This window comes from Variovorax sp. DXTD-1, from assembly GCF_003984625.1.
Taxonomy (GTDB): Bacteria; Pseudomonadota; Gammaproteobacteria; order Burkholderiales; family Burkholderiaceae_C; genus Variovorax.
Genome location: NZ_RWKH01000035.1, coordinates 1 through 13,913, shown reverse-complemented (window position 1 = coordinate 13,913; position 13,913 = coordinate 1). Strand labels below are relative to the sequence as shown.

Sequence of the window (13,913 nt, the reverse complement as noted above, 5' to 3'; positions counted from 1 at the left end):
AGGGAAGAACGCAGGCGCGACGCAAAAGGGTGGGGAAGGGCGAAGACGCGAAAGAAACCAGTGCGGCCGGCTTACTGGATCTGGTCCGGTTTCACGACGATCCAGTTGCGGTCGGCCGTCACGGGCAGGCCCTGGGCCTTCTGGGCCTCGGCATGCTGCTTCTGCATGGCCTGGATTTGCACCAGATACTTGTCTTTGCGGTTCACCCACACGCGCAGGCCGCCGTGTTCGACATCGGTGGCGCGAAACAACATGGGTCCGTCGCTCGCGGGGGTGTCGCCGGCCACCAGAATGGGCTTCTTCCATTCGTCGATGTAGGTGTGGATGGCCGCCGGCTTGCCCTCGAACCAGGTCATCGGCGCCCACAGGGAGGAGGTCAGCTCATGGTCGAGCAAGGCCTCCGGAACGTATTTCTTGGCGGCAATCAATTTGCGCGCATTGGTGACCTCGCCGGTTCGGCGGTCCTTGAGCAGCAGGCCGACACCGATCACGTTCTGCGGCTTGGCGCCGTAGCCGTTCTTCGGATCGGCCAGGACCATGCGTACCAATTCCTCGCTGGCCGCGCTCACCACGTAGACCTCGATGCCGTTTTCCATCAGCTTGCGATAAAGCTCCTGCATGCCGGTGTAGAACTTCGGCGGCTGGACGGCGAGGGTCCTGAGCGTCGTGCCTTCGTAGTAGTTCGCAGGGATGGCCTGGTCCGAGGCCAGCATTTCGTCGACCCACCCTTTGAGCTCGCGCAAGCTGAAGCCCGAAAACACCTGAGCGGCCCAGGGGTAGCACACCTGGTCGTCGATTTCGCACAGGCGGTGGTAATAGCTGTGCAGGCTTTCCTTGTGGCCGTCGATGTCCTTGAACGGAATCGGCTGTAACGACGCAGCCAGTTTGTCGCGACGCAGGACTCCCTTCATTTCCAGGAAAGGAAGGAGCGCTTCTTCCAGATCATTGTTGTAGGTGGTGTTGTCGGCATCGAACACCGCAAACGCGCCCGTGTTGGCGTGGCGTTCGATCATGGCCTCGAGCTGTGCCGCGGCCTCGGGTGGCCAGTGCTCCAGCCTGGTCTGGGCTTGGGCGAAAGATGCCAGGCACAGGCCGAGGGCCAGAATCATCGGCACCCATCTTCCGGAAAGAGTGTTTGTCTTGAACATCGCGATGTCTTTGTGGAAGAGCGCCGCGAGGCCTAGGTCGCCGAGGGGACTTGGCCGAGCCAGGCGGCCACGCGCGCCGGGTTGTCAGCGATCCACTTTTCGGCGGCGGCATCGGGCTTGGCGCCGCCTTCGATGGCCAGCATCACGCCGCCGATTTCTTCGGGCTTCCACGACAGCTTCTTCAAAAAAGCCACGACGGCCGGGGCCTTGGAGTTCAGTGCCGGGTGAATGACGCTGTCCACGTGCTCCTCGGCGCCGTAGATGTTTTTCGGATCTGCCAGGAAGCGCAGCTTGTACTTGGCAAACATCCAATGCGGAATCCAGCCGGTCACGGCGATGGACTTGTTGGCGCGATAGGCGCGGTCGAGTTCAGCTGTCATCGCCGGCCCTGAACTGGGCAACAGGCGCATTTTCAGCCCATAGGCCTTGATGGCTTCCTCGGTCTTTTTCATGACGCCCGCACCTGCGTCGATGCCGACAATGCGGTTGTCAAAATCGGCGCGAAAGCTGTTGATGTCCGCCAGGCTGGTCGCCTTGACGTAGTCAGGCACGATCAGGCCGATCTTGGCGCCGGGGTAATTGGCGCCCAGGATCTGAACCTTGTCCTTGAAGCTGGCCAGATAGGCCTCGTGCGTGAAGGGAAGCCAGGCCGACAGCGTGGCGTCCAGGTCGCCGCGCGCCACACCTTGCCACATGATGCCGGCCGCCAGTGGAACCAGTTCCACCGGGTGGCCCAGCTTCCCGCGAATGATGGCCGCGGCAACGTGGGTGGTGGCCGCGCTGTCGGCCCAACCCTCGACGAAACCGATCTTGATCGTGGGCTTGGTCGGGGCCTGGGCCCATGCCGCCGGGCTCGAGGCCGCCAGTGCGGACAGCCCCAAGGCGCCGGTCAGAAGGCGGCGGCGTTGCCGAGCGAGAATGGTGCGTGCGGGCGTCATCACACGTCCCACACTTCACCAAACACACGCAGCCAGTTGCGTCCCATCACCTTGGCGATCTTGCGCACCGGCCAGTCCGCGCGTTCCATTGCGGCGGTCAGGTTGGGCATTTCTCCGATGGTGCGGATGCCCTGCGGGTTCTGGACAACACCGAACTTGGTCAGGCGGCGGTTCACGCCTTTGTCGTGCGTCAGCCACTCGAAGAACTCGTCGCCGTAACCCTGGGTGAAGTCGGTGCCGACGCCCACGCAATCCTCCCCGACCAGATTGATTACATAGTCCAGCGCTTCCACGTAGTCGTCCACCGTGGCGTCGATGCCGCGCTTGAGGAAAGGCGGAAACATGGTCACGCCGATGAAGCCGCCATGATCGGCAATGAACTTGAGCTGCGCGTCGCTCTTGTTGCGCGGGTGTTCTTTGAGGCCGGCCGGTAGGCAATGCGAGTAGGTAACCGGCTTCTTCGACGCCAGAATGGCTTCTTCGGACGTCTTGGCGCCCACGTGCGACAGGTCGACCATGATGCCGACGCGGTTCATCTCGGCCACCACTTCGTGGCCATAGCCCGACAGGCCGCCGTCGCGCTCATAGCAGCCGGTGCCGATCAGGTTCTGCGTGTTGTAGCAGAGCTGGACCACGCGCACGCCCATGTCGTGGAAGGCCTCGATATAGCCCAGCTGATCCTCGAACGCATGGGCGTTCTGGAAACCCAGCACGATGCCGGTCTTGCCGTCCTTCTTGGCTTGTTCGATGTCGGCGGTGCTGCGCGCCAGGGTCAGCAGATCGCCGTTGTCGCGTATCAGTCGCTTCATGTGGGCGATGTTGGCCACCGTGCCCTTGAAGTCTTCCCACACCGAAACAGTGCAGTTGGCGGCGCTGATGCCGCCTTTTTTCATGTCCTCGAAAACCGAGCGGTCCCATTTGGAAATGATGAGACCGTCGATGATCAGTGCGTCCTGGTGCAGGGTGCTCATGGTGGGGCCTTTCAGGCGTACAGAGGAAAGCGTGCGGTCAGGGCCTTGACGCGGGCGTATACCGAGGCCTCCAGCGCGGCGTCGCCGACGGGGTGGGTCTTCAGGCCGTTGAAGACCTCGAGCATCAGGCGCCCGACCTCTTCGAACTCGACCACGCCAAAGCCGCGCGTGGTGCCCGCCGCCGTGCCGACGCGGATGCCGGAAGTGACGGTTGGTTTTTCGTCGTCGAACGGGATGCCGTTCTTGTTGCAGGTGATGCCGGCGCGTTCCAGGGCCATTTCGGTTTCGTTGCCTTTCAAGCCCAGGGGCCGCAAATCGACCAGCAGCAGATGGTTGTCGGTGCCACCCGTCACCAGATCCAGGCCGCCGGCCTTGAGCACCGCGCCCAAGGCCCTGGCGTTGGCCACGACCTGCTGGGTATAAGCCTTGAACCCGGGTTGCAGCGCTTCGCCGAAGGCCACGGCCTTGGCGGCGATCACGTGCATCAACGGCCCGCCTTGCGAGCCGGGGAACACGGCCGAATTGATCTTCTTGGCGATCTCGGCGTCGTTGGTCAGGATCACGCCGCCGCGCGGGCCGCGCAGGGTCTTGTGGGTGGTCGAGGTGGTGACATGCGCATGCGGCACCGGGCTGGGGTAGACGCCGGTGGCGACTAAACCGGCCACGTGGGCCATGTCCACCATCAGCAGCGCACCGACTTTGTCCGCAATTGCCCGAAAACGCGCCCAGTCGATGGTGCGCGGGTAGGCGGAGAAGCCCGCGATGATCAGCTTGGGCTTGTGTTCGACCGCCAGCGCTTCGACCTCGTCGTAGTCGATCAACGAGTCGGTACGGCGCACGCCGTATTGCACGGCCTTGAACCATTTACCCGATAAGGCAGGCTTGGCGCCATGGGTCAGATGTCCGCCCGCGGAGAGCGCCATGCCGAGCACGGTGTCGCCGGGCTGCACCAGCGCCAACATGACGGCCGTGTTGGCCTGCGCGCCGGAGTGCGGCTGCACGTTAGCGAACTCGCAGCCGAACAACTGGCGCAGGCGCTCGACCGCCAGGCTCTCGACCACGTCCACGTGCTCGCAACCGCCGTAGTAGCGCTTGCCCGGATAGCCTTCCGCGTACTTGTTGGTCAGCACCGAACCTTGGGCTTCCAGCACCGCGCGGGAGACGATATTTTCCGAAGCGATCAATTCGATCTGTTCGCGCTGCCGCCGCATCTCGTGGGCCATTGCGGTATGCACCGCCGAATCGGCTTGGGCGACGCCTGCGGAGAAGAAAGATTCAGTTGGCATGGGTGGCCTTTCAAACGATTTCAAACAAGGGGGCGAACAACGGATCGGCACATTGCGCTGGATCGGCGAGGCACGGTCGGTACGGCTGCGCGGTGCGTTCCAGCAGGCGCCAGATGTAGTCGGCAAAACTGCGGCGGAACACCAGCAGGACACCAGCCTCATCGGTGCGGACCACGGTCAGGCCTGCCTTGGACATGACGGTGTTGACACAGCGGCCAACCGCCAGGCTTTCAAAATCGTAGGGGCCGAGTTGGCGCAGCAGCATCAGGTGATCGGACCCGGTCAGGCGCAGGGTGGTGAACCCGCCGCTGTTGTCCACCACCTGGGAAAATACATCTCGCAGCGTGGCGGTTAGGTCTACAAGCAGCGTGTCGCGGACGGAGCGCTTGCATACCAGCAGCCATTCGTCGGGCGACGACCACAACACCACGCCGCGGCCCGTGAGCAATACCGCCATCGGTTGGGTCGGCAGGGGCCGGCCCAGGACACTGGCCACGGCGTGCATGAATACCGCGTCGTCGGCCTTGCCGCGCAACACCAGGTAGCCCAGATGACTCAACTCGCTTAACACCACGCGGTTCTGCTCGGTGGGGATGGCTGCCTTGGCCGACAGGCCAAAGGCGTGCAGTGGGGACTGCAGCAGGCTCGAGGAATCAGACATTTTGACGATCGCCTTTCACGTCCACGAATACGCTGGCCGCCACCTTCACCGGCGTGGCCTGGCCGTGGGCATGCACGTACAGGATTTGGTCCATCCGCTGCAAGCCGCCTGCGACGACGGCCATGGCGATGGAGCGGCCCAGAAAGGCGCTGTGGTAGCTGGAAGTCACATGGCCCAGCATCTGGTTGCGACTGCCGATGTCGGCGCTTTCCATGATTTGCGCGCCTTCGATCAGCACGACGGCCGGGTCTTCGGGCAGCAGGCCGACCAGTTGCTTGCGCCCGCCGCGGGCGGTGTCGCTGCGGGCCAGCGATCGTTTTCCGAGGAAGCTGAACGCCTTCTTCATGCCCACGGCCCAGCCCATGTCCAGATCCAACGGGCTCATCGAGCCGTCGGTGTCCTGGCCGACGATGATGAAGCCCTTCTCGGCCCGCAGCACGTGCATGGTTTCGGTGCCGTAGGGTGTGATGTCGAACTCGGCCCCAGCGGCCATCACGGCCTCCCACAAGGCGTGGCCGTAGCCGGATTCGACATTCAGTTCGTACGAAAGCTCGCCGGAAAAGCTGACGCGAAAGACCCTGGCGGGCAGCCCGTGCACGGTGCCGGCGCGCCAGTCCATGAACTTGAAATTTTCGGCCGACAGATCGATGTCAGTACACAGTTTGGCCAGTACCGCCCGTGCCTTGGGGCCGACCAGGGCGATGGTCGACCAGTGGTCGGTTACCGACGTCATCCACACCTTGAGTTCGGGCCATTCGGTCTGGTGCCAGCGCTCCAGCCAGTTCAGCACCCGCGCGGCACCGCCGGTGGTGGTGGTCATGTAGAACTGGTTCTGCTCGATGCAGGCGGTCACGCCGTCGTCCATCACCATGCCGTTTTCGTCGAGCATCAGGCCATAGCGGCATTTGCCCACCGCCAGCTGCGTCCAGGCGTTGGAATAGATGCGGTTCAGAAACTCCCGCGCATCCGGGCCGTCGATCTGAATCTTGCCCAGGGTGGAGGCGTCCATCACCGCCACGCCGTGGCGGGCTGCCAAGCATTCACGGTTCACGGCGGCATGCAGATCCTCACCGGTCTTCGCGAAATACCAGGGACGCAGCCATTGGCCTACCGGTTCGAGCGCGGCGCCACGTGCCACGTGGGCTGCGTGCAGCGCGGTGTAGCGGCTGGGGTCGAAGCAGTCTTGCGTCATGGTCCCGGCCAGCGCGCCCAGGCTCACGGGGGTGTAGGCGGGGCGGTAGGTGGTCGTGCCGACGTCGTTCACCGGACGTCCCAACGCGCGGGCGGTGATGACGAAGCCATTCACGTTGGACAGCTTGCCCTGGTCGGTTCCGAAGCCCAGCGCGGTGTAGCGCTTGACGTGCTCGATGGAGTGATAGTTCTCCCTCACGGCGAGCTCGATGTCGGCGGCGGACACGTCGTTCTGGTAGTCCACGAAGGCCTTGGCGCCGGCGCCTTCGGCTTTTCCATCGGGCAAACGGAACATGGGCCGAGCGGCCAGCCGCCGGTGCTGGACGCAGGCCGGCGTTTGCAACGACGCGTGTTTGCCGCATGCTGCCAGCACCTGTTGCATGGCCTGCGTGGTCTGCGCCAGCGCTGCCGGAAGCTCGAACGCGCCCGTGACCGCACCCACGCACGCCACGCCCTTGCGCCCGGCGCACGGCGCCACGAATGCAGCCACCGATTCGTCCCATTGCGGACGACTGCCGTCATGGCAGAACAGATGCACGGTAGGGGACAGACCGCCCGAGCTCAACACCACGTCGCACGCGATGTGCGTGCCTGTGCCTGTCGCTTCGTCGCGGGTGACGTGCAGGGGCACCAAGCGCACGCCCTTGACTTCGCCGCGGCCGGTCGCCTCGGCGATGCCATGACCGGTCATCACCGTGTAGCTGCTGTTGCGCGCGACCGCACCATGACGCACATCGGCCACGATGACCGTGGCGCCGGCTTTGGCCAAACCCTCGGCACAGTCGTGGGCGAGATCGCTGGTGCCGCAGATCACCACGCGCTGGCCAACCAACACCCCATAGCGGTGCAGAAAGGTTTGGCCGGCGGACACCGTCATCACGCCCGGCAGATCGTTGTTGCCAAATACCAGCGGGCGCTCGATGGCGCCGGTGGCCAGAACAACATGGCGGGCACGGATCTTGTGCATGCGCTGGCGCGGCAGGCGGGCTTGGCGTTCGGCCGGGGCGATGTGGTCCTGCATCAGTTCAACCGCCTGCACCAGGTTCTGTTCGTACATGCCAAACGCAGTAGTACGGGTCAGCACGGTGACATGAGGCAGGCTACGCAAGGCCGCTTGCACCGAGCGGATGTAGGCATTGCCGTCGCGGCCGTCGATGCGTGCCGCTGGATCAGACAGCAACCAGCCGCCCAGTTCGTTCTGCTCGTCCACCAGCAGGGTTTTGAGGCCGGTCTGTCCAGCCTGCAACGCGGCCAGCAGACCGCATGCGCCGCCGCCCACCACCAGAACGTCCACGTGATGATGCAGGTGGTCGTAGCGTTCGGCGTCGGGTGTGCTGGGGGCAGCGCCGAAACCGGCAAATTTGCGAATCACGGTTTCGTACAACGGCCATAGTCGACGTGGCCACTTGAAGGTCTTGCTGTAGAAGCCCGCTGGCATGAAGCGCGCGCCCTGGCCCAGTATCGATTTGAGGTCAAAGTCCAGCGATGGCCACCCCGAAGTGGAGCGGGCACTCAAGCCGTCGTAGAGCTCGGCCTGGGTCGCCTTGACGTTCGGTGTCGTGAGCGGGCCCACACCGAGTTGCACCAGTGCATTGGGCTCTTCCGCGCCGGCGCCGATGATGCCGCGCGGCCGCCCGTACTTGAAGCTGCGCGCCATACGCCGTACACCCTGCGCCAGCAGCGCCGAGGCGAGTGTGTCGCCGGGGTGACCGGTGTAGTTGCGGCCATCGAAGCTGAAACTGATCTGGCGCGTGGTGTCGATGCGCGCGCCTGGTTGTATGACCCGTGTGCCGCTCATGCTGGCTGCTCCTTCGCCATGTCCGCAAGAAACAGGGCCTTGCCTTCGGCCAGCGTCCAACTGCCGGCGACCTCGTATGTGGCGGTGTTGCGCTTGACGGCGAACACCTTGCGGCAGCCAGCGGTGTGCTGCCACTGTTCCCAGAACCAACCCTTGGTGTTCTTGCGCATGAAGACGTAGTCTCCCCAGGCCGCGTCATCCACGGCGTCGGGATGGGCGGGACGGGCGATGTAGGCTTCGCCAGCGTTGCTGAACTCTTCCTCGTCGCGCGGTTCGCCGCAATGGGGGCAATGCAATAAAAACATGTCAGTGGGCGACGCCCGCGGCGCCGTGTTCGTCGATCAGGTGGCCGGTATGGAAACGGTCGACCGAGAAGGCTTTCGCCAGCGGGTGGGGCGTATCGTTTGCCAGGGTGTGGGCAAAGACATGACCGGAGCCGGGGGTGGCCTTGAAGCCGCCGGTGCCCCATCCGCAGTTGAAGTACAAGCCTTGCACCGCGGTTGCGGAAATGATCGGACAGGCGTCTGGTGTCACGTCCACGATGCCGCCCCACTGGCGGTTCATACGTACCCGCGAGAACTGGGGGAACAGTTCGATGATGGCCGCCGCCGTGTGTTCGATCACGTGCGGGCTGCCGCGCTGACCGTAGCCCAGGTAGCTGTCGATGCCGGCACCGATCACCAGTTCGCCCTTGTCGGACTGGCTCAGGTAGCCGTGCACGGCGTTGGACATGATCACCGTGTCGATCACGCGCTGCATCGATTCGGACACGAAGGCCTGCAGAGGATGACTTTCCAGCGGCATGCGAAGCCCGGCCATGTGGGCCAGAACCGACGAGTGCCCGGCAGCCACGCAACCCACACGCTCGGCCTTGACCATGCCGAGGTTGGTCTGCAGCCCGCGGATCCGCCCCGCCTGAATGTCCATGCCCGTGACTTCGCAGCCTTCGATCAGGTCCACCCCCAAGCGGCTGGCGGCGCGGGCGAAGCCGCGTGCCACTGCATCGTGGTGCGCCACCCCGGCGCGCGGTTGCCAGCTGGCACCCAGCACCGGATAGCGGCGACTACGGCTGCAATCGAGTTGCGGAATTTTTTCTTTCACTTCCCGTGCGTTCAGCACATGGGCATCGATGCCTTGCAGCGCGTTGGCGTTGACGCGGCGCTCGATGTCGCGCATGTCCTGCAGGGTGTGGCCCAGGTTGAACACGCCGCGCTGGCTGAACATCACGTTGAAGTTCAGGTCTTCGGTCAGGCCTTCCCACAGCTTGAGCGAGTGTTCATAGATCTGCGCCGATTCGTCCCACAGGTAGTTGGAGCGCACGATGGTGGTGTTGCGCGCCGTGTTGCCGCCGCCCAAGTAGCCCTTTTCCAGCACCGCGATGCGGCCGACCTGCGGGTGGTTCTTGGCGAGGTAGTAGGCCGTGGCCAGGCCATGCCCACCGCCGCCGACGATCACTACGTCGTAGGCCGACTTCAGCGCCACCCGTTCCCAGGCTGGTTCCCAGGTCTGATGGTTTCTGAAGCCGTGCCTGAGCAGGCTCCAGAGAGAGTAGTTTTGGCCGCGCATGTGTTCTCGTGGGGGTCCAATGAATCTGGGTTCATTGTTGGATGTCCCTGCTGCGCGGGCTTGCGTCGGGCAGACGCACACTTGTCCAAATTCGACATGATGTCGAATCTGGTTGTGAAAAGACGGACGGATCGAAGGGATGCGGCGAAGACCGCGTCGGCGCCGAGTGCGTGCACGCCAGTGCCGACTCGCTGAGCAAGTGCGCAGCGGTTTTGCGAAGCAACGAAAGAGGGAAAGGCGAGCCCGCTTCGATGGCAGTGGCGGATTTGGCGCCATGCCCCTGGCACCATTCGATTCAGGCCTTGGGTGTCTTCCGATCGGCGGCCGGCTCTTTTGGCGAGAGCCCGGTCACCGAGCCATCGCGGTGGTGCAGCCTGCTGCCAACCCGGCTGGGATAGCGAAAAGCATCCATTGCGCCAGGACGGTCTGCATTCATCCGCATCTCGGCGCCGGTATAAGCCCCTCTGGGGGGGCGCGCTTGGAGCGGCGGCCAACGCCGGGATGGACTCGATATCCGATTCATTTTCCATCTGATGAAGTATCTCCTTGCCCTTGGCGGTGATCGAATACGTCATCGTCGGGCTGCCGTTCTTCTGGCGTGCGGTGTGTTCTCGCACGTAGCCGCATTCACGCAGTGCGACCAGCGGCTCATGCGCATTGCACCTGGCATAGAGGGCGATGGTGCTGGACACCGAAAGATTGGTGTGCGCAACGGCGCGCAGCACCCGGAGCAGCTCGGGAGAGAGAGGGGCGGAAGGCTTGGAACTCATGGCAATCAGATGTGTGATGGGTCAACCCGGCACTATGGTTGCCGATCCTGCTCGTTCTTGCGCGAGAGCTCCGGTCGCTGCGCCACAAGCTGTGCCGTATGTCACTGCCCGTCGGTTTGTGAAGCCGGGCGAATTTTCAAAGGTCAACACGAAGTGATTTGTGAACAGCGCGCGTATCCGGCCTCTTTCAACCGCAATCGTGGGTGCCTTGCGCACAGAGTGTGAGAGCGGCCGGTGCGGAAAGTTGGCGCCGAAGTCATGCGAAAGGCGCGTTGCGGTGTCCTTCCATCGAGCCGAATATTGATCCGAATCGGCTCGATGCCACCGATCACTCTTCGGCCATCTTCCGGGCTAACCGACTCGACCCTTAGGCGAAAGACGTTTTCTTGCGCACAGATTCGATAGTGCCAGGCTTGTCGGTGCCGGTGGCGACTGCCACCACATGCCGCGCATACCCGCGAAGATCCGCAGGGACTCGCTCATCTGAAGCGAGTGTTTCCAGGGTGGTGAGCATCATCGGCGCGGCTGCAAGGACTTTCCCATCGGCCAGCCCGCGTCCCATCAGATTGCCATCTGCGTCGATTTCATCGTCGGTCAGAACCTGGGCAATCTCGATATCGTCATCTTGGGCCGAGACAATGCTTGTTCTACGCAGCTTCCATGCTCCCGGGGTGCGCGACAGAATGGGTTCTGAGGCCCCCACGGCACTGCGGGCCCAAGCCCGCAGTTGCAGAAACCCACCCAACGTCATGTCTTGGCGATACCAGCGTCGTCCGCGCGCGTGAAAGCCATGGCTCCGGAGCCAGGCATTCGCCTCGGCGTCATTCCCGAGGCTGCGGCCGTCAACCACCCAGCCGCCGACGTACGGCGAATCGGCCGTGCCGGCCCCGGCAAAGTTGCGTTTGTAGATTGCATGCAGTGCGATGGCGTGAGGAAAGTCGTCTGGCGCAAGGGCGACTGAAGCCGGCCGCATATGGGAATTGCTCACGGATCGATTCCCTCTGTCTTCCAAAAACTGGGTCGGGTTACTCATTTTTTACGCCCCTGTCTCTAATCTTCACCTGCAAGAGTTGAATCGGCCCGGCCCGCTTGTTTGATTGCGTCGAGGACCGGGCTGAGGCGAAGTGTTCCCGTTTCTGCGATTGAAGATATCTGGCCTTTCCCGTGCCTGTCGAGCTTGCAGGGAAAGACCGACAGGCTTTTGCTGCATTTTTCGACCGTTTTTCGCTCTACTTCGTTGTTCGCAGGCGGCATTGCCTGTGCACGGCTTGATGCGTGCGGGGATCTGCGTGCCCGATCAGTTGTGGTTGACCATTGCCAGGTCAGAGCTGCCAGCGTCGATGCGCAGGAGTCCGCATCTCGAACTTGATGAACTCTTTCACGGTTGGCATTGCCATCGTGCGTGGACGCTATTCCGAATCGCCTGTTCCGGGCATTTCGCACACATGGTGCAACCTCAAGCCCAGTGACGGCGCATAGGATCCTGCCGCGCACCGCTATGGCCGTGGTTACTACAGGAAAAAACATGAAGACGGCCATTGTTGTCACAGCTTTCGGGATTGCACTCGTTCTGATCTCGGAGCTTCCCCCGACGCCGTCCACAGTTGCACCACTCGATACCGTGGCTTCATCGCCGCAACCATAACCATGGCGACAGGCCGCGATGTTTCGCATGCGAGCATGCTTGGGCGCTGGCTCAGCTTTTCTGCGGCCGTGTTGACGCTGGGATTGCTGGCGTGCACCTTCGATCCAACGCAGAGGACTCCTGCGCACGCGCGGAAATGGGAGTCCGTGCTTCCGGGTTATCAATGGACATTGGAATCGGCGTTCGGTGTCCAATCCCGACTCCCGGGCGATGCACGATTGTTCCGGGCCGAGCGCCCCGTGTCACTCAATTTCCGGCCCGATGCGCAACTCGATTTGCAGGGCGGCTGCAACCAGTTCGGCGGAGCCTACGAAATCACCGCCGATAGCGTGATGACGGCGCCGCGACTGTCCTCCACGCGCAGGGCTTGCGCGCCGGCGCTGATGCAAGCCGATGCGGCCCTGGTCGCCCTGCTGGCGCAACCGCTTCAGCTGCAATTGACTGCAGACGATCCCGACGCTCCGCGGTTGCAGGTGAGCGCTTCCGACCAGTCCCGCCTGGTTTTCGTGGGACAGCCCACGCCGGAAAAGCGCTATGGCAAGGCGATCTTGATGTTCCTGGAAGTGGCGCCGCGGCGCAAGGCTTGCCAGGGGATGATGCTCATGAACTGCCTGCAGGTGCGCGAGCGGCGCTACGATGCCCAAGGCCTTGCGCTGGGTTCGCCCGGCGCATGGCAATACTTTTACGACAGCATTGAAGGGTATACCCACGTCGAGGGAACGCGCGATGTGCTGCGGGTGAAGCGTTTCCAGCGTCCCGAGCCCGCGCCCGCGCCGGCCGATGCTTCATCTCATGTGTATGTGCTGGACATGGTGGTGGAATCGGAGGCGGCCGCACGATGAGTGCAGATGTCGCCGTTGCCGCCCGGCGGCCGTGACGCCGGAGCAGAGTTCGAATCGCAGGGTGGATTTGCAATACGCCGGAGCGATCAATGCCGGGGAGGATGATCGAGTTCGAAGACCAGCGTCTGTTCGCCGTCAGCAACGACTACCCAGCGGCGGGCGCGAATGACGAACGCATTCCGCCCAGCAGGGAGGTCAAGTTCCACCACGTCACCCACCTGCGCGCGAGCGTCGAGGGCCAGTGCGCGCAGCACGACTTCTATTCCATGCATGGCCGCATGTCGTCGAGCAGTTTGCGTCAATTCAATTCTGGTTCGCATGATCACGGACAACTCTTCACACGCGCAGGGTGCATGGACACAATACAGCATCCTGTTCGATATCTCGGCGCAGGAAAGAAAAATGGGGAGATGCAATGATCACCACAAGGAACGCCAAGACCGCAATGGTCCTGGCGCTGGCCGCATTCGCATGGCTGGTGGCATTCAACAATGTCACAGACTACGGTTCGAACTTCGCGTTCGTGCAGCATGTGCTCAGCATGGACACCACCTTCCGCGGCAACGCCGCCATGTACCGCGCGATTTCCAATCCAGCGTGGTGGCATGCGGGGTATGGCGCCATCATCTTGGGTGAGGCTCTGAGCGGCGCGCTGCTGGCCTTGGGCGCGGTGTCGATGTGGCGCGCCAGGCGCGCTGCGGGATCGGTCTTCAATTCCGCCAAGAAGTGGGCGATTGTCGGGGCCACGGCCGGCTTCCTGGTCTGGTTCTTCGGGTTCATGGTGGTGGGAGGCGAATGGTTCCTGATGTGGCAATCCAAGGTATGGAATGGTCAAGAGGCCGCCTTAAGGTTCTACGCAGCCATTCTGGGCGTGCTGGTTTTTCTCAATCAGCCGGACGGCGATCTGGGCTGACATTCTTCTTGGAGGCGCCTCCTTTTTGAGTCGCCCAATCGTTGTTGTTCAGATCGGGGCCGATCTCCAGCGCACGCGTGACGTGCTTTGCCTTTTTCGGGATACTTCGGAACATGCCGGCAGGGATTGGAGCCATCGGGCCGGTAGCGCCAATCCGCGTGTCGCGCAATTCCACGTCAGTGGC

At 63.0% G+C, this 13,913-nt stretch carries 13 protein-coding genes; 3 read left to right on the top strand and 10 right to left on the bottom strand.

The features are described 5' to 3' along the window. Nucleotides 1-71 precede the first annotated feature (71 nt). The 9 genes from EJI00_RS23965 to EJI00_RS23925 form a co-directional block, all read right to left on the bottom strand. Nucleotides 72-1,109, bottom strand: a complete 1,038-nt coding sequence (locus EJI00_RS23965) for a haloacid dehalogenase-like hydrolase (protein WP_126749973.1) — start codon at nucleotides 1,107-1,109, stop codon at nucleotides 72-74. 71 nt (nucleotides 1,110-1,180) lie between these two features. Continuing rightward, nucleotides 1,181-2,086, bottom strand: coding sequence for a glycine betaine ABC transporter substrate-binding protein (locus EJI00_RS23960; protein ID WP_126749972.1), 906 nt, complete (start codon nucleotides 2,084-2,086; stop codon nucleotides 1,181-1,183). Then, a complete protein-coding gene (locus EJI00_RS23955; RefSeq protein WP_126749971.1) occupies nucleotides 2,086-3,057 on the bottom strand; it encodes a dipeptidase in 972 nt (323 codons plus the stop codon). The genes EJI00_RS23960 and EJI00_RS23955 overlap by 1 nt, the downstream gene beginning before the upstream one ends. An 11-nt stretch (nucleotides 3,058-3,068) precedes the next feature. Then, entirely contained in the window at nucleotides 3,069-4,343 is a 1,275-nt protein-coding gene (locus EJI00_RS23950; protein WP_126749970.1) for a serine hydroxymethyltransferase, read from the bottom strand. A 10-nt stretch (nucleotides 4,344-4,353) separates the two neighbouring features. Next, entirely contained in the window at nucleotides 4,354-5,004 is a 651-nt protein-coding gene (locus EJI00_RS23945) for a sarcosine oxidase subunit gamma (RefSeq protein WP_126749969.1), read from the bottom strand. Further along, entirely contained in the window at nucleotides 4,997-7,993 is a 2,997-nt protein-coding gene (locus EJI00_RS23940) for a sarcosine oxidase subunit alpha family protein (protein WP_126749968.1), read from the bottom strand. The genes EJI00_RS23945 and EJI00_RS23940 overlap by 8 nt, the downstream gene beginning before the upstream one ends. Then, nucleotides 7,990-8,298 (bottom strand): sarcosine oxidase subunit delta, encoded by a 309-nt coding sequence (locus EJI00_RS23935; RefSeq protein WP_126749967.1) that lies wholly within the window; start codon nucleotides 8,296-8,298, stop codon nucleotides 7,990-7,992. Before EJI00_RS23935 ends, EJI00_RS23940 begins: the two co-directional genes overlap by 4 nt. A 1-nt stretch (nucleotide 8,299) precedes the next feature. After that, on the bottom strand, nucleotides 8,300-9,559 hold the full coding sequence (locus EJI00_RS23930) for a sarcosine oxidase subunit beta family protein (RefSeq protein ID WP_126749966.1): 1,260 nt from the start codon (nucleotides 9,557-9,559) through the stop codon (nucleotides 8,300-8,302). A 1,137-nt stretch (nucleotides 9,560-10,696) separates the two neighbouring features. Then, nucleotides 10,697-11,317 (bottom strand): hypothetical protein, encoded by a 621-nt coding sequence (locus EJI00_RS23925; RefSeq protein WP_126749965.1) that lies wholly within the window; start codon nucleotides 11,315-11,317, stop codon nucleotides 10,697-10,699. 659 nt (nucleotides 11,318-11,976) lie between these two features. Here EJI00_RS23925 and EJI00_RS23920 point away from each other — a divergent pair. From EJI00_RS23920 to EJI00_RS23910, 3 genes are all read left to right on the top strand, one after another. Then, nucleotides 11,977-12,816, top strand: a complete 840-nt coding sequence (locus tag EJI00_RS23920) for a DUF4377 domain-containing protein (RefSeq protein WP_126749964.1) — start codon at nucleotides 11,977-11,979, stop codon at nucleotides 12,814-12,816. A 101-nt stretch (nucleotides 12,817-12,917) separates the two neighbouring features. Further along, entirely contained in the window at nucleotides 12,918-13,235 is a 318-nt protein-coding gene (locus tag EJI00_RS25160) for a hypothetical protein (protein ID WP_185868200.1), read from the top strand. After that, the gene (locus EJI00_RS23910) at nucleotides 13,232-13,729 is read left to right on the top strand and encodes a DUF2165 family protein (RefSeq protein ID WP_221885065.1); all 498 of its coding nucleotides are present in this window, start codon (nucleotides 13,232-13,234) and stop codon (nucleotides 13,727-13,729) included. The genes EJI00_RS25160 and EJI00_RS23910 overlap by 4 nt, the downstream gene beginning before the upstream one ends. Here EJI00_RS23910 and EJI00_RS25285 read toward each other — a convergent pair. Beyond that, nucleotides 13,701-13,913, bottom strand: a 213-nt coding sequence (locus EJI00_RS25285; protein WP_221885064.1) for a hypothetical protein, incomplete at its 5' end; no start/stop codon positions are given. The genes EJI00_RS23910 and EJI00_RS25285 overlap by 29 nt on opposite strands.